The 23,563-nt window shown below is 70.2% G+C and carries 25 protein-coding genes; 11 read left to right on the forward strand and 14 right to left on the reverse strand.

Annotated elements, in window-relative coordinates; all coding sequences use genetic code 11:
- Window positions 1–35 precede the first annotated feature (35 nt).
- The 4 genes from NR111_RS04465 to NR111_RS04480 all read right to left on the reverse strand — a co-directional run bounded on the left by NR111_RS04465 (window position 36) and on the right by NR111_RS04480 (window position 3,390).
- Window positions 36–554 (reverse strand): flavodoxin domain-containing protein, encoded by a 519-nt coding sequence (locus NR111_RS04465; RefSeq protein ID WP_256820050.1) that lies wholly within the window; start codon window positions 552–554, stop codon window positions 36–38.
- A gap of 40 nt (window positions 555–594) precedes the next feature.
- Window positions 595–1,656: a ferredoxin--NADP reductase gene (locus NR111_RS04470; protein ID WP_067711763.1), complete on the reverse strand. Its 1,062-nt coding sequence runs from the start codon at window positions 1,654–1,656 to the stop codon at window positions 595–597.
- 115 nt (window positions 1,657–1,771) lie between these two features.
- Entirely contained in the window at window positions 1,772–2,167 is a 396-nt protein-coding gene (locus NR111_RS04475; RefSeq protein WP_067711766.1) for a hypothetical protein, read from the reverse strand.
- Window positions 2,167–3,390, reverse strand: a complete 1,224-nt coding sequence (locus NR111_RS04480; RefSeq protein WP_256820053.1) for a Rieske 2Fe-2S domain-containing protein — start codon at window positions 3,388–3,390, stop codon at window positions 2,167–2,169. The genes NR111_RS04475 and NR111_RS04480 overlap by 1 nt, the downstream gene beginning before the upstream one ends.
- A 187-nt stretch (window positions 3,391–3,577) precedes the next feature.
- Here NR111_RS04480 and hsaA point away from each other — a divergent pair, with 187 nt between their 5' ends.
- Genes hsaA through NR111_RS04505 form a run of 5 tightly spaced genes read left to right on the forward strand, consistent with a single transcriptional unit; the run spans window position 3,578 to window position 8,727 of the window.
- Window positions 3,578–4,753, forward strand: a complete 1,176-nt coding sequence (gene hsaA / locus NR111_RS04485) for a 3-hydroxy-9,10-secoandrosta-1,3,5(10)-triene-9,17-dione monooxygenase oxygenase subunit (protein ID WP_067711772.1) — start codon at window positions 3,578–3,580, stop codon at window positions 4,751–4,753.
- A gap of 31 nt (window positions 4,754–4,784) precedes the next feature.
- Window positions 4,785–5,687 (forward strand): iron-dependent extradiol dioxygenase HsaC, encoded by a 903-nt coding sequence (gene hsaC, locus NR111_RS04490; protein ID WP_096906051.1) that lies wholly within the window; start codon window positions 4,785–4,787, stop codon window positions 5,685–5,687.
- A gap of 60 nt (window positions 5,688–5,747) precedes the next feature.
- A complete protein-coding gene (gene hsaB / locus NR111_RS04495) occupies window positions 5,748–6,332 on the forward strand; it encodes a 3-hydroxy-9,10-secoandrosta-1,3,5(10)-triene-9,17-dione monooxygenase reductase subunit (protein ID WP_256820059.1) in 585 nt (194 codons plus the stop codon).
- The gene (locus NR111_RS04500; protein ID WP_256820138.1) at window positions 6,329–7,534 is read left to right on the forward strand and encodes a hypothetical protein; all 1,206 of its coding nucleotides are present in this window, start codon (window positions 6,329–6,331) and stop codon (window positions 7,532–7,534) included. The genes hsaB and NR111_RS04500 overlap by 4 nt, the downstream gene beginning before the upstream one ends.
- The gene (locus tag NR111_RS04505; protein ID WP_256820061.1) at window positions 7,531–8,727 is read left to right on the forward strand and encodes a sulfotransferase; all 1,197 of its coding nucleotides are present in this window, start codon (window positions 7,531–7,533) and stop codon (window positions 8,725–8,727) included. Before NR111_RS04500 ends, NR111_RS04505 begins: the two co-directional genes overlap by 4 nt.
- On the opposite strand, the gene NR111_RS04510 is transcribed toward NR111_RS04505, so the two are convergent.
- The 8 genes from NR111_RS04510 to NR111_RS04545 form a co-directional block, all read right to left on the reverse strand.
- Window positions 8,724–9,545, reverse strand: coding sequence for an inositol monophosphatase family protein (locus tag NR111_RS04510; RefSeq protein ID WP_067711783.1), 822 nt, complete (start codon window positions 9,543–9,545; stop codon window positions 8,724–8,726). The two genes, NR111_RS04505 and NR111_RS04510, sit on opposite strands and share 4 nt — an antisense overlap.
- 23 nt (window positions 9,546–9,568) lie before the next feature.
- Window positions 9,569–10,732: an acyl-CoA dehydrogenase family protein gene (locus NR111_RS04515; protein ID WP_256820062.1), complete on the reverse strand. Its 1,164-nt coding sequence runs from the start codon at window positions 10,730–10,732 to the stop codon at window positions 9,569–9,571.
- Window positions 10,729–11,745 (reverse strand): acyl-CoA dehydrogenase family protein, encoded by a 1,017-nt coding sequence (locus tag NR111_RS04520; RefSeq protein ID WP_256820063.1) that lies wholly within the window; start codon window positions 11,743–11,745, stop codon window positions 10,729–10,731. Before NR111_RS04520 ends, NR111_RS04515 begins: the two co-directional genes overlap by 4 nt.
- Window positions 11,746–11,763: 18 nt before the next feature.
- Window positions 11,764–12,933, reverse strand: a complete 1,170-nt coding sequence (locus NR111_RS04525; RefSeq protein WP_154828950.1) for an acyl-CoA dehydrogenase family protein — start codon at window positions 12,931–12,933, stop codon at window positions 11,764–11,766.
- Between the two features lie 4 nt (window positions 12,934–12,937).
- Window positions 12,938–13,885, reverse strand: coding sequence for an enoyl-CoA hydratase (locus NR111_RS04530; RefSeq protein ID WP_256820065.1), 948 nt, complete (start codon window positions 13,883–13,885; stop codon window positions 12,938–12,940).
- Between the two features lie 84 nt (window positions 13,886–13,969).
- Window positions 13,970–14,746 (reverse strand): SDR family NAD(P)-dependent oxidoreductase, encoded by a 777-nt coding sequence (locus NR111_RS04535; protein WP_096906045.1) that lies wholly within the window; start codon window positions 14,744–14,746, stop codon window positions 13,970–13,972.
- On the reverse strand, window positions 14,743–16,407 hold the full coding sequence (locus tag NR111_RS04540) for a FadD3 family acyl-CoA ligase (protein WP_256820066.1): 1,665 nt from the start codon (window positions 16,405–16,407) through the stop codon (window positions 14,743–14,745). Before NR111_RS04540 ends, NR111_RS04535 begins: the two co-directional genes overlap by 4 nt.
- A 91-nt stretch (window positions 16,408–16,498) precedes the next feature.
- Window positions 16,499–17,353: a mycofactocin-coupled SDR family oxidoreductase gene (locus NR111_RS04545; RefSeq protein WP_256820068.1), complete on the reverse strand. Its 855-nt coding sequence runs from the start codon at window positions 17,351–17,353 to the stop codon at window positions 16,499–16,501.
- A gap of 78 nt (window positions 17,354–17,431) precedes the next feature.
- Between NR111_RS04545 and NR111_RS04550 the strand changes: the two genes are divergently transcribed.
- Both NR111_RS04550 and NR111_RS04555 read left to right on the forward strand, forming a co-directional pair.
- A complete protein-coding gene (locus NR111_RS04550) occupies window positions 17,432–18,679 on the forward strand; it encodes an acyl-CoA dehydrogenase family protein (protein ID WP_256820069.1) in 1,248 nt (415 codons plus the stop codon).
- Complete coding sequence (locus NR111_RS04555; protein ID WP_067711807.1) at window positions 18,676–19,482, forward strand: SDR family oxidoreductase; 807 nt, start codon at window positions 18,676–18,678, stop codon at window positions 19,480–19,482. Before NR111_RS04550 ends, NR111_RS04555 begins: the two co-directional genes overlap by 4 nt.
- Window positions 19,483–19,494: 12 nt before the next feature.
- On the opposite strand, the gene NR111_RS04560 is transcribed toward NR111_RS04555, so the two are convergent.
- Complete coding sequence (locus tag NR111_RS04560) at window positions 19,495–20,325, reverse strand: hypothetical protein (protein ID WP_256820070.1); 831 nt, start codon at window positions 20,323–20,325, stop codon at window positions 19,495–19,497.
- Between the two features lie 151 nt (window positions 20,326–20,476).
- Here NR111_RS04560 and NR111_RS04565 point away from each other — a divergent pair, with 151 nt between their 5' ends.
- The 4 genes from NR111_RS04565 (at window position 20,477) to NR111_RS04580 (ending at window position 22,736) form a co-directional block, all read left to right on the forward strand.
- Window positions 20,477–20,656: a hypothetical protein gene (locus tag NR111_RS04565; RefSeq protein ID WP_067711812.1), complete on the forward strand. Its 180-nt coding sequence runs from the start codon at window positions 20,477–20,479 to the stop codon at window positions 20,654–20,656.
- Between the two features lie 21 nt (window positions 20,657–20,677).
- The gene (locus tag NR111_RS04570) at window positions 20,678–20,848 is read left to right on the forward strand and encodes a hypothetical protein (protein WP_156523482.1); all 171 of its coding nucleotides are present in this window, start codon (window positions 20,678–20,680) and stop codon (window positions 20,846–20,848) included.
- Between the two features lie 109 nt (window positions 20,849–20,957).
- Window positions 20,958–21,539, forward strand: a complete 582-nt coding sequence (locus NR111_RS04575; RefSeq protein WP_120284559.1) for a TetR/AcrR family transcriptional regulator — start codon at window positions 20,958–20,960, stop codon at window positions 21,537–21,539.
- A gap of 27 nt (window positions 21,540–21,566) precedes the next feature.
- The gene (locus NR111_RS04580) at window positions 21,567–22,736 is read left to right on the forward strand and encodes an acetyl-CoA C-acetyltransferase (protein WP_096906037.1); all 1,170 of its coding nucleotides are present in this window, start codon (window positions 21,567–21,569) and stop codon (window positions 22,734–22,736) included.
- Between the two features lie 90 nt (window positions 22,737–22,826).
- On the opposite strand, the gene NR111_RS04585 is transcribed toward NR111_RS04580, so the two are convergent.
- Entirely contained in the window at window positions 22,827–23,489 is a 663-nt protein-coding gene (locus NR111_RS04585; protein WP_256820076.1) for a hypothetical protein, read from the reverse strand.
- Window positions 23,490–23,563 lie beyond the last annotated feature (74 nt).

Raw genomic sequence — 23,563 nt, forward strand, 5'->3', positions numbered from 1 at the left:
CCGGATGACCCCCGGAGTGCGCGGCTGCTGGCGGTTCAGGGGGCGGTGTCGCTGCCGTCCGCCCAGGCCACGACCGGGTCGAGGGCCGTCTCGTCGACGAAGTGCAGGGGCTCGCCGGACAACAGCATCCGCGCGGCGGGCGTGTCGGGGGTCCTGCGCAACTGGCGGCGGAGCGCGGCCATGAGGGCGCGGTCGACCCAGTTGAGCCGGGCGGGGTCGAGATCCCCTCGGACGTGGAAGGTGGCGACGGCCCGGCCGGTGGCGGTGATCAGGCGGGCTGAGAGGGAGCCGCGCCCGGGGTCGTCCGCGGGGGAGATCGCGACGACGACGAGGGCGACCCTCCCGGGAGCCGAGCGGATCGCCCGGATGATCCGACGTCGCCCGAGGATCCGGGTCGCGTAGACGGGCGCGAGCAGGATCAGCGGGTCGGCGTCGGATGCGGGGGCGAGGTCGGCGAGCTCGACCGCGGGCGTGCCGAGTCGCCTCCCGAGCGCGGTGGCGTAGCGCCGGGTGGAGCCGTACCTGGAGGTGAAGGCGACGACGGGGCTGGTCACGCCACCGAGTCTGCCAGCCCCGGCTCGATTCCGAGCGGGCTCACTCGGAGTACGACACCTCGACGCGGTCGGTCTTGGGGAGGAGTTGGCAGCTCAGGACGTATCCCTCTTCCACTTCCTCGGGGTCGAGGATCCCGTTGTGCATCATCTCGACCTCGCCGGACTTGAGGATGCAGGCGCACGCCGAGCACTCGCCCTTCCGGCAGGAGAACGGTGCCTTGATCCCCTTGGAGAGCAGGACGTCGAGGAGCGGGGTCTTGCGGGGCCAGGAGACCTCGTGGACCTCGTCGTCGAGTTCGACGATCGCGGTCGCCGGGCCTGCGCCGTCCTCGTCGGCCGACTCGTCGATGACGATCTCGGCGAACGGGTCGCCCTCGATCGAGGAGAACACCTCGGTGTGGATGAGGTGCATGTCGGCGCCCGAGCGGCGGAGCCCGTCCTTGACGGTCTCCATGAACGGCGCCGGACCGCAGATGTAGGAGTGTCGCTTGGTCGCGACGGGCTGGAGCAGGTTGCCGATCATCTCCGCGGTGGGGATGCCGGAGACCGACTCGAGCCAGTGGAGAACGGTGAGGCGGTCCGGGTTCTCCCGCTGGAGCTTCTGCAGCTCGTCCTTGAAGATGACCGACTTCTCGTCGCGGTTCGCATAGACCATGACGATGTGGCCGGTGCCCTGGGCGAGGGCCGACTTGAGGATCGACATCACGGGGGTCACGCCCGAACCCGCGGCCAGGAGGATGAAGTCCTGGTCGAGATTCTTGGGCGTGAAGATGCCGGACGGGGCGAGCACGTGCATGCTCATACCGGCCTCGGCGTTGTCGCACAGCCAGTTGGACCCGTATCCGTCGATCGTGCGCTTGACGGTCACCTTGAGCCGGGCGTCCTCGGTGGGGGAGCTCGACAGGGAGTAGCAGCGCGCGACGGATCCGGTCCGCTCACTGGGGACTCGCAGGGTGAGGAACTGTCCGGGGGTGTACCGGAAGTCGTCCTCGCAGCCGGCGGGGATATCGAAGACGATCGACTTGGCGTCGGCGGTCTCCTCGATCACCTCGGCGATCGTGAGCTCGCGCACGAAGGAGCCGAGCGGGGGAGTTTCGGTCATGGATCGGGAGCCTATCGCTTGGATACGCGCGGACGGGTTTCAGTGCACTGTCCCAGACGACGGCGACCTCCTCCGGGCTGTTCTCGCCTCGGGGAAGTCGCCGGCCGTCGGGGTGTTACTCGGGGACGTAGAGCGGGTTCACCATGTGCTCGTCGTCGGCCGGGTCGACGCCCTCGGCGATGGTCAGCAGACCCTCGGCGTAGGCGTAGCGGATGCTCGCGAGCATCCGGGGGCACGTGTCCTCGCCATCGGGCCGTGCACCACCCTCGCGCCACTCGTTGAGGACGGGGCAGTTGCGGTCGCCGCCCTCCGTCCACTGGATCGAGGTGTGCTTCTCGCTGTTCTTGCGCACGGCCACGCTGGTGCCGCAGCTGCGGCACTCGACGGGCTGGAAGCCGGCCCGCGTGTAGGTCTCGCGATCCAGGTCGGTGTACTCGTGGAGCCGCGCGGCGCGCGCGGGGTCGGTCTCGTCCCAGGTGGGCGCGCGCCGCGAATCGTTCTTCTTGAACATCACTTCTTCGACGGGGCCGCGCCCGCCTCGCCGGCGACCTCGGCCATGCCGGTGTACTGGGTCTGCTCGTCGGAGATCTCCGCCTCGCCGGCCGCTTGCTTGCGCATGTTCTCGGCGACCTCGCTCTCCCAGTACTGGTTGGCCGCGGTGGTGTCGACCTCGAACTCGAAACGCTCCTGCATCTCGGGTTCGACCTGGTCGCGGTCCACGTAGAACTGCTCGTACCAGCGGCGGAGCTGGTAGACGGGGCCGTCCTCCTCGCACAGGAGCGGGTTGGCGATCGAGGACTTGCGCTGCCAGATCCGGACGTCCTGGAGGAAGCCCTCGCCGAAGAAGGTCGCGATCTTCGCGGCCATCTTCGCCGACGTCTCGTCGTCGAAGCCCTGCGGCTTCTTCACCGAGAGCCCGTACATGAGCACGAACGAGTTCTGGTCGATCGGGTAGTGGCAGTTGATGAGGATCGCGTCGGTGACGAAGTCGCCGTACATCTGCTTGAGGGGGTTGATCATGTACGCGGGGCCGAAGTACGAGGCCTCGGACTCCAGGAGGGTGTCGCCGTACTTGCCGCCGGACGGGTCGTGGTCCGGACGACCCTTGGTGTTGAGGTACTGGGTCGCCGTCTGGCCCTCGAAGACGTTCTTGAAGTACGTCGGGAACGCGAAGTGGATGTAGTAGAAGTGGGCCATGTCGACGACGTTGTCGACGATCTCCATGCAATTGGAGCCCTCGATGACGAGGCGGTTCCACTCCCAGTCGGTCCACTCACCGGTGTCGTACTCGGCGATCACCGGGATGGCGTCCTCCTCGAGGGGCGGGTTGCCCTCGTGGTCGTGCCAGACGAAGACCTGGCCGGACTGGACGTTGGTGATCCACGCGCGGGTCTTGGCGCGCAGGGGAACGCGCTTGGCGTAGGGGATGCCCTTGCACTTGCCGTCGCCACCCCAGCGCCAGTCGTGGAACGGGCACGCGATGTTGCCGTCCTTGATCGAGCCGTCGGACAGGTCGCCGCCCAGGTGGCGGCAGTACGCGTCGAGGACCTTGATCTCGCCCTCGTCGTCGGCCCACACCACGAGCTTGGTGCCGAAGGCGTGGATGGAGTGGGGCTTGCCGTCGGAGAACTCCTTGACGGTGCCGATGCAGTGCCAGCCGCGTGCATATCGATCCCGGGCCTTGCCGGTATCGATCTCGCGGACGGCTCCGGGGGCTGAGCCGGGTGCGGTCATGATTCCTCCTGAGGGGCGTGAGCCGGATGAGAACAGGTTATAGAATGGGCGGGCAGGCCACAACCAGGGTGCGTAAGTGCTGGCACAGGGTGCCAGAAGCTCTTGCTCGGCGGCGGTTGCCTGGTGCAAAACTGTAACGTGTTCTAGTCTAGTCCGCATCACTCCCACGAACGCCAGAGAGGTTCACATGAGCGAGTACGCCTCCCACGAGGTCATCGACCGCATCACGGCTCTGCTGCCCGGTTTCGCCGAGCGGGCCCAGGAGACGGAGGACCTGCGCAAGGTCCATCCCCAGAACATCGCGGAACTCGACGAGGCCGGCTTCTTCAAGCTGTGCCAGCCGGCCCAGTGGGGCGGGTACGAGGCGGACATGGAGACCTTCTACACGGCGGTCAAGACCATCGCGACGGCGTGCCCGTCCACCGGGTGGTGCGCGAGCATCCTCGGTATCCACAACTGGCACCTCGCGCTCTTCCCGCAGCAGGCGCAGGAGGACGTGTGGGGCGAGGACCCGACGGTGCGGATCTCGTCCTCGTACGCGCCGATGGGTGCGGCGAAGAAGACCGCCGACGGGCTGCTGCTCAACGGCAAGTGGTCCTGGTCCTCGGGTTCCGACCACGCCGACTGGGTCTTCGTGGGCGGCCCGGTGCTCGACGACAACGGCAAGATGGTCGACTTCTGCACGTTCCTGGTCGAGAAGTCGCAGTACGAGATCCTCGACGTCTGGCACGTCGCCGGGCTCAAGGGCACGGGCTCCAACGACATCCTGGTCAAGGACGCACTCATCCCCGAGCACCGCGTGCTGTCCTTCGGCCTCATGGCGGCCACCAAGAGCCCGGGTCTCGAGGTCAACACCAACCCCATCTACAAGATGCCGTGGGGCACCATCCACCCCACCACCATCTCGACGCCGATCGTCGGCATGGCGTTCGGCTGCTATGACGTTCACCGCGAGCACCAGCGGGAGCGCGTGCGCGCGGCGTTCGGCACCGCGGTCAAGGACGATCCGTTCGCCAAGGTGCGCCTGGCCGAGGCGGCCGGCGACATCGACGCGGCGTGGCTGCAGCTCATGCGCAACGTGCGCGAGGAGCAGGACATCATCACCGCCGGCGGATACCCGGACATGACGATCCGCACGCGCGCCCGCCGCGACCAGGTCCGCGCCACGCAGCGGTCGATCGACGCCATCGGTCTGCTGTTCCAGAACTCCGGGGCCCGCGCCCTGGAGGAGACCTCGCCGATCCAGCGATTCTGGCGGGATGCCAACGCCGGGCGGGTCCACGCCGCCAACGAGGCCACCAAGGCGTACATCATGTATGGACAGAACGAGTTCGGCGAAAAGGTCACCGACTCGATGGTCTGATCCGCCTCACGGATCGAAAGGACTGGCAATTATGGCGATCAGCAATTTCGGGTATGTCCGGGTCTTCGCCACGGACATGGCCGCCTGGCACGAGTACGGCACGAAGGTGCTGGGCTTCGTGGTGGGAGCGGGCGACGATCCGGAGTCGCTCTACTTCCGGATGGACGATCATCCGCACCGGTGGATCATCGTCCCCGGCGAGGAGGACACGCTCTCCGCGGTGGGCTGGGAGTGTGCGAACGAGGGCGAGTTCGAGGACGTCAAGCGGCGCCTCGACGCGGCCGGTGTGCCCTGGGAGGACGCACCTGCCGAGGTGGCGCGCGACCGCAAGGTGCGCGGGCTGATCACCTGTCAGGACCCGGCCGGGTTCACGCTGGAGATCTACCACACCATCGCGCTGCAGCACCGTCGCATCCCGACGCCGTACGGGCACGAGTTCGTCACCGGCGACCAGGGTGCGGGCCACATCGTCCTGTCCACCCCGGACGAGACCGCGGCGCTCGAGTTCTACCGTGACGTCCTGGGGTTCTCGCTGCGTGACTCGATGAGCCTGCCGCCGGAGATCGTGGGCCGACCGGCCGACGGCGAGCCCGCGTGGCTGCGGTTCCTCGGCTGCAACCCGCGGCACCACTCGCTGGCGTTCACCCCGTTCCCCAACCCGACCGGGATCATCCACCTGATGGTCGAGGTCGGTACCGCGGACGACGTGGGGCTGGCGCTGGACCGGGCGACGCGCAAGAAGGTGAGGATGTCGGCCTCGCTCGGCCGGCACGTCAACGACAAGATGCTGAGCTTCTACATGAAGACGCCCGGAGGCTTCGACTGCGAGTACGGCTGTGAGGGCGTGCAGGTCGAGGACGACGAGAAGTGGGTGGCGCGTGAGTCGACGGCCGTGAGCCTGTGGGGCCACGACTTCTCCGTCGGGTTCAAGTAGCCGCCTAGGCTGGGCCTTGCAGACAGTTCACGAGCCGAAAGTCCAGGGAGGACGACCCACATGAGCAGCACCGACGAGAGCCCGGAGGGCCAGTCCTTCAGCAGCCGTGAACTGCGTGACGCACTGGGACAGTTCTGTACGGGGATCACCGTCATCACCGCGATCGAGGACGACAAGCCGGTGGGTTTCGCCTGCCAGTCGTTCTCGGCCCTGTCGCTCGAGCCGCCGTTGGTGCTGTTCTGCCCGATGAAGACCTCGGGTTCGTGGAAGGGGATCGAGAAGGCGGGACGGTTCGTGGTGAACATCCTGTCCGAGGAACAGGAGGACGTCTCCTCGACGTTCGGCCGCCGCGGTGACGACAAGTTCGCGCAGATCGACTGGTCGCCCAGCCCGCTGGGCTCGCCGGTGATCGACGGCGTCATGGCGTGGTTGGACTGCGAGATCGAACAGGTCCTCGACGGCGGCGATCACTGGATCGTGCTGGGGCGGGTCGACAACCTCGGCCCGACCAAGCGCGACATCCGCCCGCTGCTGTTCTACCGCGGTGCCTACCTCAGCATCGAGGAGGACGTGGTCGATCCGACGCCCGAGCAGGAGGAGTTGGAGAACTTCATCACCTCCGCCGACTCCTACACGTGGCTGTGAGCGGGCCGGTGGGCGAGGTCGGGCGGGCCACGGAGCCGCTGGCCAAGGCGTTGGCCGAGGCGGAGGAGATCATCCGCTCGGCGCCGCACGTCCACACCGAGGAGGACGTCGCGGAGGGCCTGGACTACCTGATGGGGACCATCCGGGGGGCCATCGAGACCGGCCAGCACCGCGGGCGCAGTCACCCGCAACTGTTCCAGGCCACGGGCCCGTACACCAAGATGGGCCTGGACAACCCGGACACGCTGTACTTCTACGCCAACCTCACCGACGGCGCCGAGTACGAGATCGAGGGTCGGCGCGGTACCACCGCGGACCTGTCGTTCCAGGTCATGGCCGGGACGTATTCGGCCGACGAGCGCGCCGCGTCGCACGCGGCGTTCGACGACCGTGCGTTGGAGATCGACGCCGACGGCCGGTATCGCTTCCGATTGGGACCGGCGAGGTACGACGACGACGAGGGCGACGCCGGCTACGTGGTGCTCCACCCGGGATCGTCCATGATCGCGGTCCGCGAGGTGTACTCCGACTGGAGCCGTGAGGAGGCCGGGTCGGCGATCATCCGCAGACTCGACACGGTCGGCACCGCACCGGAGCCGGTGACGCTCGCCGGGCAGGAGAAGTTCTACGCCAAGCTCGCCGAGGCGCTCGTCGGGCGGCTGCGGACGTGGCTGGCGTTCCCGGAGTGGTTCTTCGGCGACCAGGCCCGCAACACGCTGAACGAACCGCGGCAGACGCCGGGTGGGCTAACCACGCAGTTCTCGTCCGCGGGCGTCTTCGAGCTCGGTCCGGACGAGGCCATGGTGATCTCTGTGCCCGTCGCCGGGGTGCCCTACCAGGGCTTCCAGCTGGGCAGCATGTGGTACGCCTCGCTGGAGTACGTGCACCACCAGACCAGTCTCACCGCCGACCAGGCGCACGTCACCTCCGACGGACTGATCCATCTGGTGGTCTCCGAGCGCGACCCGGGGCTGGCCAACTGGGTCGAGACGCTGGGCCGCCGCGAGGGCATCATGCAGTTCCGTTGGCAGCGGGTGGGAGATCCCATCACACCGGAGCTGGGCCCCACCGTGAAGGTGGTGCCGTTCGAGCTGCTCGCCGATGAGGTGCCCGGGTACGAGGAGTTGCGGGTGACGCCGGAGCAGTGGCGCGAGCGGATCGCCGCCCGCCAGGACGCGTTCGCCCGGAGGGGGCTCTCATGACCGTCTCGGCCGGAGGCGACACCGACCGTGTGCATGTCGGCACCGTCGAGGACCTGCACGCCAGCGCCTCGCGGACGGTCGGACTCGAGGACTTCGGCGACGGCGAGGACGGGCACCGTGAGGCGCTGGGGATCCTGTTGGACTCCCTGCACTCCGACGCGGGCCTGACCCCGGCCGGCAGCAAGTACTGGCGGTCGGTCCTCAAGAGCGCGCTCACCGCCCGGTTGCTGGCGAACGCGGGATTCTCGGCGAACCCGGCCGGGGCGGAGGTGGCGATCGAGCGGCCCGTCGTCGTCACCGGGTTGCCCCGCACCGGCACCACGGCGCTGCACCGGCTCCTGGGCGCGGACCCCGCCAACCAGGGGCTCGAACTGTGGTTGACCGAGGTGCCGCAGCCGCGGCCGCCGCGCGAGAAGTGGGAGGACGACCCCGCCTACGTGGGCCTACGGGACCTGTACTCCGGCTTCATGGCGGAGAACCCCGACTACGGCGGCGTGCACTACATCTCCGCGGACGACCTCGAGGAGTGCTGGCAGTTGCTGCGGCAGTCGCTCACGTCGGCGTCGTACGAGTGCCTGGCCCGGCTCGACGGCTACTCGCAGTGGCTGGCCGGCGCCGACTGGGTGCCCGCGTACCGGCGGCACAAGCGGAACCTCCAGCTCATCGGGGCGAATGATCCCGAGCGTCGCTGGGTGCTCAAGAACCCGAGTCACCTGTTCGCCCTCGACGCGTTGCTCGAGGTCTACCCCGACGCGGTCGTGGTGCAGACGCATCGCGATCCGCGCAAATCCATGGCGTCGATGTGCTCGCTCGCGCACAAGACCGCCGCGGAATGGTCCACGCGGTTCACCCCTCAATACATAGGTGAGTCACAGTTGGACTTCTGGGCGCGGGGCGTCGAGACCTTCGACGCCGCCCGCGCCCGGCACGAGGCGGACCCGACGTCACGGGCGACGTTCGTCGACGTCGATCACCATGAGCTGCTGGCCGACCCGGCCGGCGTGGTGGAGCGCGTCTACGGCGCCGTCGGCACGGAGCTGCCGGAGGACGTGCGCGCGGGCGTGGTGGCCGAGAACGACAAGAGCCTGTCCGGCGACCGCGCCCCCGCGCACCGCTACACGCTCGCCGACTACGGGCTCAGCGAGGAGCTGATCGCGGAGCGGTTCGCCGGCTACCGCGGCCTGGAGCGCTAGAGGTATCTGCGGACCGCGTCGATGATCGTCTCGGCCACGTCCTGCGTGCACACCAGCAGGTCCGGGAACTCGATCTGCTCGGTGTTGTAGACCAGCTCGGAGCCGTCCAGGGCGCTGGCGTGCAGGCCGCGTTGCTGCACCACGCCCACAGTGGCCGCGGAGTCCCACTGGTGGTGACCGCTGGTGTGGATGTACGCGTCGCACTCACCCTCGAGCACGGTGGCGGTCTTGCCGCCGCCGGATCCGAGGTGGACCAGGGAGGCGTCGAGCTCCTCGGCGAGTTCCTCGGCGAACGCGGGCGGCTCGGCCTCGGAGACGGCGATGCGCAGGCGGTCGTCCTCGCGGGGCGGCACCAGCGGTCCGGGCCGCGGGCCGCGGATGATCGAAGTGGGTTGATAGGTGGTGGCGCCGCGCCCGGTGAGGACCCGGCCGTAGGCGGGCATGGCGATCGCGCACGCGGTGATGCCGCCGACACCCTCGGGGTCCTTCTCCCACAGGGCCACGTGGACGGCCCAGTCGGGGCGGCCCTCGGTCACGTAGGAGCGCACTCCGTCGAGGGGATCGACGAACCACACGCGGTCGGCCTCCAGCCGGGCGCGGGAGTCGGGGTCCCACTCGCCGAACACGAGGTCGCCGGGCCTCGCCACGGCCAGTCGGTCGATGATGACGGACTGCGCCTCGGCCTCCGCGAACGCACCGAGATCCTCCGGCGCCACCCGGGAGACCCGCAGGTCGGTGAGCAGGCGACCGGCCTGGGCCGCGAGGTCCTCGGCCGACCGCTGGTCGTTGGTCCGTCCGTGCGCGGGGAAGGGGCTCATGCGGGTGATTCTAGTGGCCCCGGCTACAGCCCCGCCGCGACCTCCAGGGCGGCGAGGAGTTCGTGCGGTTGTCCGAGCAGTTGCGCTGTCCCGTGGGCCCGCTTGAAGTACAGGTGGGCGTCGTACTCCCAGGTGATGCCGACGCCCCCGTGGAGCTGGATCGACTCCCCGGCGATCCACTGCAGGGCCTCGGAACAGTAGACCTTGGCCGCGGCGGCCTCGATCTCCGCCGCGTAGGCCGCCTCGTCGGCGGCGGGCCCGTCGCCGAGCGCCTGCGCCTCGGCGACGGAGGCGGCGGCGGAGTAGGACAGCGACCGGGCGGTCTCGACCTTGACGTACATGTCGGCCATCCGGTGCTTGAGCGCCTGGAACGACCCGATGACCCGGCCGAACTGCTTGCGCTCCTGCGTGTACTGCACGGTGGCGTCCAGCACGGCGCGGGCGGCACCGACCTGCTCGGCCGACAGTGCGGCCCACCCGGCGGCGCGCAGGCGGGACAGGAAGCTCGAACGGGTGGGGATCGCGGTGGCCGCGGCGCCGTCGAACTCCACGCGCGCCAGGGTGCGGGTGGGGTCCATCACCGGCACGCGGGTCACGGTGACGCCGGCCGCGTCGGCGGGCAACTCGAACAGGCCGACCTCGTCTCCGGCGACCGCCACGACGAGCAGCGTGGCGGCGGTGTCGGCGCCGAGGACGTGATGGGCGGTGCCGGTGAGCGTGGCATTGCCCTGCGCCGTGCCGTCGGCGCGGACACCCGGGGTGGCCCAGCCGTCGAGCCCGGCCCAGCACAGCGCGGACAGGTCGCCGGCGGCGATTCCGGGCAGGAGGCGGGCGCACGCGTCGGCGTCGCCGGTGGCGAGCACGGCCTGCGCGGCCAGGACGGCCGACCCGAGCATGGGGGAGGGCGTGAGGCGTCGGCCCAGCTCCTCGCACACCAGGTGGGTCTCCAGCCAGGTGGCCCCGGCGCCGTCGTGCTCCTCGGGGATCGACAGTGCGGCGGCCCCGATCTGGTCGACCAGCGTCGCCCACAGTGCGGGGTCGTACCCGTCGTCGGAGGAGAACGCGGCGCGCACGGCCGCGGAGTCGGACTTCTTCTCCAGCAGCGCGGCGACGGACTGCCGCAACGCGGCCTGCTCCTCGGTATCGACACCGGGGGTGGCGGTCGCCGGGGTGGCGGGCGCGGTCATCGGGCGGTCCCCGCGGCTCCGGCACCCTCGCCGCGCAGTGAGTCCAGCACCCGACCGCGGTGGTAGCTCTGGGTGCCCCACGCCGTCTGCAGGGCGCGGGTCTTGGTCAGCCACAGGCCCAGGTCGTGCTCCAGCGTGTAGCCGATCGCGCCGTGCACCTGCAGCGCCGTGCGGGCGGCCAGGTAGGCGGCGTCCGCCACGGCCACGCGGGCGGCGGAGACGTCGCGGACCGCGGCGTCGGGGTCGCCGGGGTTCTCGGCGATCGCCAGCGCGCCGGCCCACAGCAGCGGGCGGGCCATCTCCAGCGCGATCGCGACCTCGGCGAGCTGATGCTTGAGCGCCTGGTACTCGCCGATGAGCTTGCCGTACTGCTTGCGCTGCGTGGCGTAGTCGACGCTCATCGTGAGCATGGCCTGCCCGAGGCCCTGGAGCTGGGCCGCGATGCCGAGGGCGCCGTGGTTGACGAGGTCGGTCGTGCTCACCGCGGCCGCGCGGGCGCCCACGGTGGGCGTGGCCACCGTGCGGGCCCGGTCGACCGACCGACGGGTCTCGCCGGCCTCGGCGGTGAACACCTCGTCGTCGGACACCACCCACAGGTACTGCGCGAGGTGGGGGTCCGGCGCGAACGGCGACACACCGGGCGCGGCGACGGAGGCCAGCGCACCTCCGGCGATCTCCCCGGCCACGTCCCCGGCGTCGGAGTCCCCGCCGAGGGCGGCGGCGATACGGGGCGCCACCATGACGGTCTCCACGACGGGACCCGGCACCGCGTGGCGGCCCAGGACCTCGAGCGCGGCCACGGCCTCGACCGCGGTGGCCCCGGCGCCGCCGGCGGCCTCGTCGATGAGCAGGGCTGCCGCGCCCGTCTCGGCGACGCGGCCCCACACGGCGGTGCCGGGGGCCGTGTCACCGGCGGCCCACGAGCGGATCACCGCGGGCATGTCGGACTTGGCCAGCAGGGAGTCGATGCTGCCGGCGAAGTCGATGATCTCGGGATCGAGTGCGAACTGCATGTTCAGAAAACCGCCTTCTCAGCCGCGCGGGAGGCCGAGGAGTCGCTCGGCGATGATGTTCTTCTGGACCTCGTTGGTGCCCGCGTAGATGGGGCCGGCGAGGGCGAACAGGTAGCCGTCCATCCACTGCTCACCGGCCAGCTCGCCGGCGGTGCCGAGGACGTCCAGGGCGGTCTCGTGGGTCGCGATGTCCCAGTCCGACCAGAAGACCTTGTTGATGGAGGACTCGAAACCGAGGTTGGCGCCTCCGGTGAGTTTCGTGACCGTGTTCCAGGTGCTCAGCTCGTAGGCGCGCGACCCGATCCACGCGTCCACGACGCGGTCCGCCAGGGACCCACGGGTGCGGTCGTCGAGGTCGGCCTCGGCGGTGCCCCACAGGTCGAGCAGCCGGTCGGTCGTGGCGAGGAACCGTCCGGGGGAGCGCAGAGAGAGGCCGCGCTCGTTGTTGGCGGTGGACATGGCCACCTTCCAGCCCTGGTTGACCTCGCCGATCACGCCGGACTCGGCGGGGTTCGCCGGGTCGTCGGGCACGAAGACGTCCTCGAGGAACAGTTCGGCGAAGCCGGGCAGCCCGTCGAGCTGGTCGATCGGGCGGACGGTGACCCCCTCGGCCCGCAGGTCGAACATGAAGTAGGTCAGGCCCTTGTGGCGAGGCTCGTCCGGGTCCGTGCGGAACAGGCCGAAGCCCTTGTCGGCGAACGACGCGCGGGTGGACCACACCTTCTGCCCGTTGAGGACCCAGCCGCCGTCGACGCGCTTGGCGGTCGAGCGCAGTGAGGCCAGGTCGGAGCCGGCCTCGGGCTCGGACCAGGCCTGCGCCCAGATGTCGTCGGCCCGGGCCATGCGCGGCATGATGTGGGCCAGCTGCTCGGGGGAGGCGTGGTCGAACAGGGTCGGGGCCAGCAGGAAGATGCCGTTCTGGCTCACCCGCAGCGGGGCTCCGGCGCGGAAGTACTCCTCCTCGAAGACCACCCAGTTGACCAGCCCGCAGTCGCGGCCGCCGAACTCCTCGGGCCACGACACGACCGACATGCGGGCGTCGGCCATCGTCGCCTCCCACCGGCGGTGGGCCTCGAAACCCTCGCGGGTGTCCATGTGGGGCAGCGGCTCGGTGGGCACGTTGGCCTCGAGCCACTGCCGCACCTCGAGCCGGAACTCGCGGGTCGATGCGTCCAGATCCAGATCCACGGCGTCAGTCCTTCTTCTCGCCGGTCGGGGCGGCGCCGCCCGTCGAGCCGGTGTTCGCGCTGTCGCGCATCGAGCGCGCGTCCATGCCGCCCAGGGAGGCGGAGAACGAGTCGGTGTCGTCCGGCTCGGCGTTGGCGGAGTGCGCGAACATGTGCCAGCCGAACGCGGTGTCCAGGGAGGTCTGCAACCCCATCTGGTCCTCGTTCGAGTTGATGACCTTCTTGGCCAGCGTCAGACCGAACGCCGGCATCGCCTTGATCTCCTCGGCGATCGAGTCGACCTTGGCCTGCAGTTCGTCGCGGGGCACGACGTGGTTGAGCATCCCCCACTCGAGCGCCTCGGCCGCACCGAACCTGCGACCGGTGTAGAGGATCTCCTTCGCGCGGCGGGGGCCGAGCACGAACGCGTGGGCGAAGTACTCGACGCCCGGGATGCCCATCTTCACGACGGGGTCGGAGAAGAAGGCGTCGTCGGCGGCCACGATGAAGTCGCAGACCCACGCGAGCATGAGCCCGCCGGCGATGCAGGCGCCGTGCACCTGGGCGATCATCGGCTTGGGGATCTCCCGCCAGCGGCGGCACATCTGGACGTAGACCTCGGTCTCGCGGGCCAGGCGCCGGTCGCCGCCGCCGCGGGTGGTGTGGTCCCACCAGAGGGCGGCGCGGTTGGTGTACTCGACGTGATGGTCGCGCTCGGGCGTGCCGATGTCGTGACCAGCCGAGAAGTGCTTGCCGGCCGCGCGCAGGACGATCACCTTGACCGAGTCGTCCTCCACGGCCTTGATGAAGGCGTTGTCCAGCGAGTAGGTCATGACCGAGTTCTGCGCGTTGCGGAAGTCCGGCCGGTTGAGCGTGACGTACGCGGTGCCGTCGGTGACCTCGTAGGCCACGGGCTGGGTGTCCGGCCCGAGGTCGTCGACCCCGAGGACCGGGGGGATGGGTGCATCGGTCATGACCTGGGACTCTCCTTACCTAGCAAGTGCTTGGTTGGTAACTGTACCGGACGGGCGCGGCGAGCCGGATTCAGACGGCTCTCGTCACACCCCGTAACCCCCGTCCACGTCGAGCTTCTGGCCCGAGATGAACCCGGCGCGGTCCGACGCCAGGAACGCGACCGCCTCGGCGATATCGGTGGCCGTGCCGAACCGGCGCAGGGGGATGTTGCCGCGTGTGACCTCCAGCGCGCGCTCGTCGAGGTCGCCGGAGGAGATGAGCCGGGAGGCCATCCCGTCGGTGAGCATCCCCGGGCCCACGCAGTTCACGCGCACGCCGAAGCGCCCCTCCTCGGCGGCCAGGCCCCGGACGAGCTGCTCGACCGCGCCCTTGGGGGCCGCCGACAGTCCGTCGCGTACCGGGTAGCGGGTGGTGGCGGCGGTGGTGACGACGACGACGTTGCCCGCCACCGCGCGCAGGTGCTCCAGCGCGGGACGCACGATCGCGAAGAACCCGACCGCGTCGTCCTCGAGCTGCCGGCGGAACTCGGACGGCGCGATCCGGGACAGGTGCACCATGGGCACGTGCGGACCGGCGCAGTGGGCCAGTACGCGGATCCCGCCGTGTCGGGAGGCGATCCCGTCGATCACCGAGGCCACCTCGTCGTCGTCACCGCCGCCGTCACCGCCGCCGTCCCCGTCGGCGTGGCCCGGCGCCAGGCGCACGGCTTCCGCCCCCAGTTCCCGCGCCAGGTCCTCGGGCTCGGTCGAGCGGTAGCCGAGGACCAGGGGCGCGTCGGGGAACTCGTCCGCGAGCCGTCGGGCGACCGCTCCGCCGATCCCACCGGAGGCGCCGGTGACCAGGACCGCGCCGGGACTCATCGCAGCTCGGTCTTGACGATCTTGCCCGAGGCGTTGCGCGGAAGGGAGTCGACGAACTCGACCGTGCGCGGCCGCTTGAAGTTGGCCAGGTGCTCGGAGCAGAAGTCCAGCACGTCCTGCTCGGTGAGGGTCGAGCCCTCGCGGCGGACGATGAACGCCTTGCCGACCTCGCCCATCCGATCGTCCGGGACACCGATCACGGCGGTCTCCACCACTCCGTCCAGGCGGGCCAGGGTCTGCTCGATCTCGGCGGGATAGACGTTGAACCCGCCGTTGATGTACATGTCCTTGAGCCGGTCGGTGATGCGCAGGTTTCCGTCGGCGTCGATCTCGCCGACGTCGCCGGTGTGCAGCCAGCCGTCCGGGTCGATCGTCTTGGCCGTGTTCTCGGGGTCGTCGAGATAGCCCTGCATGACCATCTCGCCGCGGGTGAGGATCTCACCGTGCTCGCCGATGCGGATCTCCATGCCCGGGTAGGCGCGGCCGCACGTGGTGGACACCGTGACGTCGTCGTCACCGGTCCGGGTGGTGGTGATGAAGCCCATCGTCTCGGTCTGGCCGTACGCCGTGATCACGGTCTCCAGCCCCAGGTCGGACTGCATCCGCTCGATGAGCACCACCGGCACCACCGAGGCGCCGGTCACCGCCACCCGCAGCGACGACAGGTCGTAGTCGCCACGGGTGGGGTCGTCGAGCAGTGTCTGGAAGATCGTCGGTGCCCCGGTGAGGATCGTGACCTTCTCGTCCCGGATCAACCGCATGGTCTCGGTGGTCGAGTAGACGGCCAGGGGGACGATCGTCACGCCGAACAGCACGCACGCCAGGAAGCCGGCCTTGTAGCCGAAGCTGTGGAAGAACGGGTTGACGATGAGGTACCCGTCCCGCTCCGTGAGCCCGTTGTTGCCGCCCCACGCGCGCGAACCCGCGACGGTCTGCCGGTGCAGGGCCACCACACCCTTGCTCTTGCCGGTGGTGCCGGAGGTGAAGAGGATGTCGGCCACGTCGTCCCCGGTCACCGCGTCGGCGCGCGCGTCCGCGGCGGCGAGCAGCTCCTCGGTGGCCAGCGCGCGGAGGTCGTCGAAGTCCACGACGTCGACGCCCCCGGCGGCGCCGGCCCCCGCGGGGACCGTGTCGCCGGCGTCGAGGGGGATGCGCACGATCGTGCGCAGGGAGGTGGCCGCCGCGAGCGGGCCGGCGGCGGCCCCGGCGGCCCCGGCGGCGTCGGCGGCGTCGGCGGCCCCGGCGGCGTCGACGAGGTCGACGATCCGCTCGGTGCCGAGGAACGTCCCCGCGACCACGGCCGCCACCGCGTGGGTGCGCTGGATGATCTCGAGCGTCTCGCTCCCGGTGTAGCGCGTGTTCGCGGGGACGACGGTGCCTCCCGCGAACTGCACGCCCAGCGCCGCGACCACCCAGTGGCGGGTGTTGGGCGCCCAGATCACCACGCGGTCACCGGGGGCGATCCCGCGCGAGACGAGGCCGGCGGCGAACCGGCGGACCTCGTCGTGCAGGTGCGCCCACGTCCAGCGGGTGTCCTGGCCGGGCTGCACGTCGACGATCGCCTCGCGCTCCGGCCACGACCGGGCCGCGCGACGCAGTGCGGCTGGGGTGGTCTCGACTGGGGCGCCCTGGGCGGGCGCGGTGTCGTCGGTCGGGTTCATCGCGGACTCCTCGGTGGGGCTGCGGACTGCGGGTGATGCGGGCGCAACTCTACCAAGCAAGTGCTTGGTCAGGTCTGGTGAGTGCTCCCGCCTAGTACTTCAGCGCTCCCCGGTCGACCGTGAGCTGGACGCCGGAGATCGACCGCGAACCGTCGCCGGCGAGGTAGGAGACCACCTCGGAGACCTCCTCGGGCGGCATGAAGTCGGCGAGCGTGCTCGCGCCGTCCACGCGGGCGTTCTTCAGGGGCATCGGCGAGAAACTGTGGAGGAACGACGGGAAGCGGCCGAAGAGGTCGGCCATGCCCTCGGGATCGATCATCGGCGTGTCCACCGAGTAGGGATGGATCGAGTTGACGCGGATGCCGAACTCGCCCACCTCGAGTGCGAGGGCGTTGGTCAACGCCACCAGGCCGGCCTTCGAGGCGGAGTAGTGCCCGTTCCCGGGCGTCGCCTTGAGGCCCGCGGACGAGCTCACGATGATGATCGACCCGCCGTTTCCCGCCTCGATCATCGCCGGCACCGCCGCACGGATCGTCCGCCACGTGCCGCTGAGGTTGACGCCGATGACCGTGTCCCAGTCGTCCTCCGGCATCTCCCACAGTCGCCCCCAGCTGAGCACGGCGGCGTTGGCGACCAGGATGTCCAACCGTCCGAAGGTGGAGATCGTGCGGGCGACGAGATCCTGCAGCGCGCCCAGGTCGCGGATGTCGAGGACCGCCGAGATCGCGCGCCGGCCGGTCTTTTCCACGAGGCGGACGGTCTCGGCCAGGTCGTCCGGCGTGGGTGCGGGATAGGTGGCGGACCCGGACACCGGGGCGCAGACGTCGACGACGACGAGGTCGGCGCCCTCCGAGGCGAGGCAGACCGCATGGGCCCGGCCCTGGGCGCGCGCGGCGCCGGTGATGAACGCGACTTTGCCGGACAGGGGCGTCGAGGGGGAGGTCATGGGCGTCATCCAAACCGATCCTGGCGTGGGCGGAGGGCGGTTCCGGCAAACCAAGCAAGTGCTTGGTAGTGTGGGCGTATGACCGAGAGCACGGCACCCGAGAAGCGCACGCCCGCGTCGGAGATGACCGACGACGAGTTCGCGGCGGAGTTCCGCACCTGGTTGGATGCCAACCTCGTCGGCGAGTTCGCCGAGATCAAGGGAGTCGGCGGCCCCGGTAGCGAACACGAGTTCTTCCCGCAACGCCTCGCCTGGGAGCGGCACATGGCGGCGGCGGGGTGGACCTGCGTCGGCTGGCCGGTCGAGCACGGCGGGCGCGGCGCGTCGCTGAGCCAGCAGGTGCGGTTCCACGAGGAGTACGCCAAGGCGGACGCCCCGGCGCGGGTGTCCCACCTCGGTGAGACGCTCCTCGGCCCGACCCTCATCGCCCACGGGACGCAGGAGCAGAAGGACCGCTTCCTGCCGCGGATCATCGACGTCACCGAACTGTGGGCTCAGGGGTACTCCGAGCCCGGCGCCGGGTCCGACCTGGCCAACGTCGCGACGACCGCGGAACTCAGGGACGACGGCAGGTGGCACCTCAACGGGCAGAAGGTGTGGACCTCGCTCGCGCACCTCAGTCAGTGGGTGTTCGTGGTGGCCCGCACGGAAGCGGGTACGAGCCGGCACAAGGGACTGAGCTTCCTCCTGGTCCCGCTCGACCAGCCGGGTGTGGAGATCCGCCCGATCCAGCAGCTGACCGGGACGTCCGAGTTCAACGAGGTCTTCTTCGACGACGCGGTCACCGACGCCGGCATGATCGTGGGGGAGCGGGGCGACGGCTGGAAGGTGGCCATGACCCTGCTCGAGTTCGAGCGGGGGGTCTCCACCCTGGGCCAGCAGGTCGGCTTCGCCCGCGAACTCGACGAGATCGTCGCGATGGCCCGCGCCAACGGCAGCGCCGAGGTGCCCGCCGTGCGCGAGCGCATCACCCGCGCGTGGATCGGGCTCAAGGTGATCCGTGCCCACGCGCTGCGGACCCTCGCCGAGCGCGACTCCTCCGGTGGCAACGCCTCCGCCGCGAAGCTGCTGTGGGCCAACTGGCACCGCGACCTCGGCGAGCTCGCGATGGAGGTGCAGGGGGCGCAGTCCCTCACCGGTCCCACCCACACCTCCGAGGGTGCGCCGAACGACCTCCGCGACCCCGAGAATCTCGAGCTCGCGCTGTGGCAGCGGCTCTTCCTGTTCACCCGCTCCGACACCATCTACGGCGGATCGAACGAGATCCAGCGCAACATCATCTCCGAGCGCGTGCTCGGACTACCCCGAGAGGCAAGGCCGTCATGACCGAGCAGAAATCCCCCCTCGCCGTCGTCCCCGAGGAGACCCCCGGACACGGACTGCTCAAGGGCAAGAAGGTCGTGGTGACCGCGGCGGCCGGGACCGGGATCGGCTTCTCGGCGGCCCGACGCGCGGCGCTCGAGGGCGCCGACGTCCTGGTCTCCGACTTCCACGAACGCCGCATGAACGAGGCCCGCGACGCGCTCGCCGCCGAGTTCCCGGACCAGCAGATCGAGTCGCTGACCTGCAACGTCCAGTCGACCGCCGACGTCGACGCGCTGATCGCCGGTGCCGCGGAGAAGCTGGGCCGGATCGACGTGCTCATCAACAACGCTGGACTCGGCGGCGAGACCGAACTCGTCGACATGACCGACGAGGACTGGGACCGTGTCCTCGACATCACCCTGAACGGCACCTTCCGCGCGACGCGCGCGGCGCTGCGGTACTTCCGCGACGCGGAGCACAACGGCGTGATCGTCAACAACGCCTCGGTGCTGGGCTGGCGCGCGCAGCGGGCGCAGGCCCACTACGCCGCGGCCAAGGCCGGCGTCATGGCGCTGACCCGCTGCTCCGCCATCGAGGGTGCCGACTACGGGGTGCGGATCAACGCCATCGCCCCGTCGATCGCGCGCCACAAGTTCCTCGAGAAGTCCGCCTCGGCGGAACTGCTCGACGAGCTCGCCGCCAAGGAGGCCTTCGGGCGGGCCGCCGACGTGTGGGAGGTCGCCGCGACCATCGCCATGCTCGCCAGCGACTACACCACGTACCTCACCGGGGAGGTCGTCTCCATCTCCTCGCAGCGCGCCTGACGGGCAGCGGCATCAGGCGGTCCGGACCTTCTCCGCCTGCGATGCGAAGAGCTCGAGGGCGGTGTCCCGGGCCTCGTCGGAGATCGGCCCGTCGGTGCCGGATGCGGTGACGGAGATGCCGAGCCCGCGGACGACGCCCGTGATCATCACGTTCGACGTCCGGATGGTCTGACCCATCATGTTCATCGAGTTGTCCTGGACGACGGCCGCGAAGTCCTCGACCCCCTCCGGGGCGTCGACGTCCAGCAGCGAGTTCTGCGCCTCGGTGATCATCTCCTCGCCCTGGAGCGGGAACGCGACCGTCATGACCGGGCAGTCCTCGATCTGCTGCGCACGCGCGGCCAGGCCGTCGGTCACCCGGGTCACGGCCACCGCGAACGAGGTGCCCCCGACCTGGCCGGCCTGGATCGCCATCGCGTCCGGCTCCGACTGCGCGCCCAGGCCGTCCTGACTGATGTCCGCGCACTGCTCCGGCTCCACGCGGACATCGGACGTGAACGCGCCGAGTGCGTCCATCCCGCCGGCGATCTCATCCGCGGGGACGGGTTGCAGCCCGACCTCCGGGGCGTCCTCGGCGGTGAGGACGAGCTGCTCGACCTTGCCGGGCGGCGGGGTCGACCCCGGATCGGCGGGCTCCGACGACACTGCAGACTCCGACGACGCTGCCGACCCCGCCGGTTCGGCCGACTCGGCCGCTGCGGTGGTGGTGGCGGTGCCGCCCTCGTCGTCGTTCCCCTCCCCGGTCGCGCACGCGCCCAGCCCCAGCGTCAGGCCGAGCACCGCCGACGCTGCGAGGGCACGGGTGCGACAGGGGCGGGAGGTCAGTGGTGAGGTGGTCCGCATGCGCCGGAGTCTAGCGGCGAGGTGGGCGGGGCGGCGGCGCCCGTGCGCCGCGCCCGGTGCCCGCGTGGCAATCCGGGGGACTGCCACGCGGGCAGTCGGGGGCCTCACTAAGCTGAGTGTCGTCAACCCCCTCGACCATCGGAGATGAAGAATGATTGACCTCAGCGGCGTGCTCGGAGGGCTCGCTGACGACCTGTGGGGATCCGTGGACGGCATCGTGCCGGCCGGATCGGCCGGCAACGTCATCGGTGGCGTGCTCAAGCTGCCCGCGGCCCTCCTCTACGGTTCGTCCAACCTGTTCTGGGGCTTCGGCTCCCACGGCCCCGCCTGATCCGACCGAACGGAGAACACCATGCTCAGTGGCTCACTGCACGACCTCCACGAGACGATCGACGGATCGGTCGACGGCCTCGCCCCCTCCCTGCCGGCCGGCTCCCTCGGCGACATCGTCCACGGGGTCCTCAACATTCCCGGAACACTCATCGCGACCCTGGAGTACGTCTTCCTGGGTTTCGGTTCCTGACCCGACCGCGCGACAGTGGCCGAGCCCCCGGGGACCGTTCCGGGGGCTCGGTGGCGCGGGGGAGGACCGAACCTCTACCTAGCAAGTGCTTGGTTGGTACCCTCGGGGTATGACCAGCACGACCAGACGTGAGGAGCTCCTGTCGATCGCGGCAGGGCTCTTCGCCGAACGCGGCCTGCGTGCGACCACCGTCCGCGACATCGCCGACGCCGCGGGCATCCTCTCGGGGAGCCTCTACCACCACTTCTCGTCCAAAGAGGCGATCGTCGACGAGATCCTCCGTGGATTCCTCGACGCGCTCTTCGGCGAATACCGTCGGATCGTGGAGGCCGGCCTCGGCCCGCGGGAGACCCTGGAACAGCTGGTCCGCGCCTCGTTCGAGGCCATCCACCGCGACCGCGACGAGGTCGCCATCTACCAGGACGAACTCAAGCACCTGCGCGGCAACCCGCGATTCGACTACCTCCGTGAGCGCAACACCGAGTTCCGCGAGATGTGGACCGACGTGCTCACCCGGGGGATGGAGTCCGGTGAATTCCGCGGTGACCTCGACGTGCGGCTCACCTACCGCTTCCTGCGCGACACGGTGTGGGTCGCCGTGCGGTGGTACCGGCCCGACGACGAGAACGATCACGCGGCCATCGCGGACCAATACCTCAACATCGTGCTCGACGGCCTGGCCGTCGGCTGACCTTCCCACCCCTTCCCGAGGAGACACATGACCAGCGTGACCGGCCGCGAGGCCTACGTTATCGACGCCGTCCGCACGCCCGTCGGCAAGCGCGGCGGCAGCCTGTCCGGACAGCATCCGGCCGACCTGGGCGCGCACGTCATCAAGGCGGTCGTCGAACGCACCGGTATCGACCCGGAGGTCGTCGACGACGTCATCTTCGGCTGCGTCGACACCATCGGCCCCCAGGCCGGCAACATCGCCCGCTCCGCCTGGCTCGCCGCCGGGATGCCCCTGGGCGTCCCGGGCACGACCGTCGACCGACAGTGCGGCTCCAGTCAGCAGGCCATCCACTTCGGCGCACAGGCCATCTGGTCCGGCACCCAGGACGTGATCCTGTTCGGCGGGGTGCAGAACATGAGCGCCCTGCCCATCTCGTCGGCCATGCTCGCCGGGCGCGAGTACGGATTCGACGACCCGTTCACCGGTTCCACCGGCTGGGTCGAGCGCTTCGGCTCCCAGGAGATCTCGCAGTTCAACGGCGCCCAGATGATGGCCGACAAGTGGGACATCTCCCGCCGGGAGATGGAGGAGTGGGCACTGCAGTCCCACGCCCGCGCCCGCGCCGCGATCGCCGAGGGGCGGTTCGCCGGCGAGTACGTGCCGATGGCCGGCCTCGAGGCCGATGAGACCACCCGCGAGACCACCCTCGAGAAGATGGCCTCGCTGCCCGTGCTGGCCGAGGGCGGCTCACTCACCGCCGCCGTCGCCTCGCAGATCTGTGACGGCGCTTCCGCAGGGCTGCTCGCCTCCGCCGAGGCCGTCGAGAAGTACGGACTGACGCCGCGCGCCCGCATCCACCACCTCACCGTCCGCGGTGACGACCCGGTGATGATGCTGTCGGCACCCATCCCGGCGACCAAGCACGCACTGGCCAAGACCGGCCTGACGATCGACGACATCGACGTGGTGGAGATCAACGAGGCCTTCGCCCCCGTCGTCCTGGCGTGGATCAAGGAGACCGGCGCGGACCCGGCGCGCGTCAACCCCAACGGTGGCGGCATCGCGCTGGGCCACCCGCTCGGCGCCACGGGGGCCAAGCTGTTCGCGACCCTGCTGAACGAGCTCGAGCGCACCGGTGGTCGCTACGGCCTGCAGACCATGTGTGAGGGCGGCGGCACCGCCAACGTGACGATCATCGAGCGTCTGGACGCCTGACGGCGACGACCCCCGATGACGAGACGGGCCCCGCACCAGCCGGTGCGGGGCCCGTCTCGTGGCGCCGGTAGGCCCGGGCGCGGTGAGGGGTCAGTTCTCGGTATTGGTCTCGCCCAGCGCGGAGGACAGGACGGCCAGGTCGAGCTCGCCCTCCGCCTCGCCGCCGAGCGCGGACGAGAGGGTGTCGAGGCCGAGGCCGCCACCGGCCTCGCCGTCGGCCTCCCCGAGCATCGCGGACGCAGTGCCGAGCAGGTCACCCTCGCTGCCGGTGGCGACACTGCCCATAACGGCCTCGACCGGATCGCCGACGAGGAGGAACGGGGTGACCCCGGGCGCGTCATCGGACGAGCAGTAGGTGACCAGCGCGTAGACGTTGGAGTCGACGGTGGCGGACACGGTGGCCGAGTCCACGCCGATGTCGCCGAAGGTCCCCAGCAGAACGGCCGGGGAGCCGTTGGCCTTGAGGAGTTCCACTCCGGGGGCCTCACTGATGTTCTGCAGAGTGGCCAGGAGATTCGTGTCGGTGGCGGTCGCGAGCTGACCCGCGAGGGTGGCGGCCGTCGAGGTCGGCGCGAGAAGCGCACCGCAGGCGTCCCCGTCGATGAAGCCCCCGTCCAGCGTAAAGGTCACCGAGACCGTATTGCCGTCGGTCGCGGTGTCGGCCGTGGTCGCGGCCGCGACGCCGGCGCCGGCGACGGTCAGTGCGGTGGCTGCACCGAGGGCGGCGGCGGTGCGGAGAGCAGTACGGGACATGAGGGGTTCCTCCGGAGGGGATGGGACGGGCCGAGCCCGCCTGTTATGTGAACCGTCTAAGGATAAGCCAAGAG

The sequence above is a fragment of the Dietzia sp. Die43 genome (genome assembly GCF_024519835.1).
Taxonomy (GTDB): domain Bacteria; phylum Actinomycetota; class Actinomycetes; order Mycobacteriales; family Mycobacteriaceae; genus Dietzia; species Dietzia kunjamensis.

Coding starts and splice junctions, on each gene's coding strand:
- NR111_RS04510 (WP_067711783.1), bottom strand. CDS start 9,545: ATGAGCCCCTTCCCCGCGCACGGACGGACCAACGACCAGCGGTCGGCC.
- NR111_RS04470 (WP_067711763.1), bottom strand. CDS start 1,656: ATGACCGAAACTCCCCCGCTCGGCTCCTTCGTGCGCGAGCTCACGATC.
- NR111_RS04540 (WP_256820066.1), bottom strand. CDS start 16,407: ATGAACCCGACCGACGACACCGCGCCCGCCCAGGGCGCCCCAGTCGAG.
- NR111_RS04565 (WP_067711812.1), top strand. CDS start 20,477: ATGATTGACCTCAGCGGCGTGCTCGGAGGGCTCGCTGACGACCTGTGG.
- NR111_RS04555 (WP_067711807.1), top strand. CDS start 18,676: ATGACCGAGCAGAAATCCCCCCTCGCCGTCGTCCCCGAGGAGACCCCC.
- NR111_RS04585 (WP_256820076.1), bottom strand. CDS start 23,489: ATGTCCCGTACTGCTCTCCGCACCGCCGCCGCCCTCGGTGCAGCCACC.
- NR111_RS04530 (WP_256820065.1), bottom strand. CDS start 13,885: ATGACCGATGCACCCATCCCCCCGGTCCTCGGGGTCGACGACCTCGGG.
- NR111_RS04535 (WP_096906045.1), bottom strand. CDS start 14,746: ATGAGTCCCGGCGCGGTCCTGGTCACCGGCGCCTCCGGTGGGATCGGC.
- NR111_RS04475 (WP_067711766.1), bottom strand. CDS start 2,167: ATGTTCAAGAAGAACGATTCGCGGCGCGCGCCCACCTGGGACGAGACC.
- NR111_RS04480 (WP_256820053.1), bottom strand. CDS start 3,390: ATGACCGCACCCGGCTCAGCCCCCGGAGCCGTCCGCGAGATCGATACC.
- NR111_RS04570 (WP_156523482.1), top strand. CDS start 20,678: ATGCTCAGTGGCTCACTGCACGACCTCCACGAGACGATCGACGGATCG.
- NR111_RS04560 (WP_256820070.1), bottom strand. CDS start 20,325: ATGCGGACCACCTCACCACTGACCTCCCGCCCCTGTCGCACCCGTGCC.
- NR111_RS04550 (WP_256820069.1), top strand. CDS start 17,432: ATGACCGAGAGCACGGCACCCGAGAAGCGCACGCCCGCGTCGGAGATG.
- hsaC (WP_096906051.1), top strand. CDS start 4,785: ATGGCGATCAGCAATTTCGGGTATGTCCGGGTCTTCGCCACGGACATG.
- NR111_RS04575 (WP_120284559.1), top strand. CDS start 20,958: ATGACCAGCACGACCAGACGTGAGGAGCTCCTGTCGATCGCGGCAGGG.
- NR111_RS04545 (WP_256820068.1), bottom strand. CDS start 17,353: ATGACCTCCCCCTCGACGCCCCTGTCCGGCAAAGTCGCGTTCATCACC.
- NR111_RS04505 (WP_256820061.1), top strand. CDS start 7,531: ATGACCGTCTCGGCCGGAGGCGACACCGACCGTGTGCATGTCGGCACC.
- hsaB (WP_256820059.1), top strand. CDS start 5,748: ATGAGCAGCACCGACGAGAGCCCGGAGGGCCAGTCCTTCAGCAGCCGT.
- NR111_RS04520 (WP_256820063.1), bottom strand. CDS start 11,745: ATGCAGTTCGCACTCGATCCCGAGATCATCGACTTCGCCGGCAGCATC.
- NR111_RS04580 (WP_096906037.1), top strand. CDS start 21,567: ATGACCAGCGTGACCGGCCGCGAGGCCTACGTTATCGACGCCGTCCGC.
- hsaA (WP_067711772.1), top strand. CDS start 3,578: ATGAGCGAGTACGCCTCCCACGAGGTCATCGACCGCATCACGGCTCTG.
- NR111_RS04515 (WP_256820062.1), bottom strand. CDS start 10,732: ATGACCGCGCCCGCCACCCCGGCGACCGCCACCCCCGGTGTCGATACC.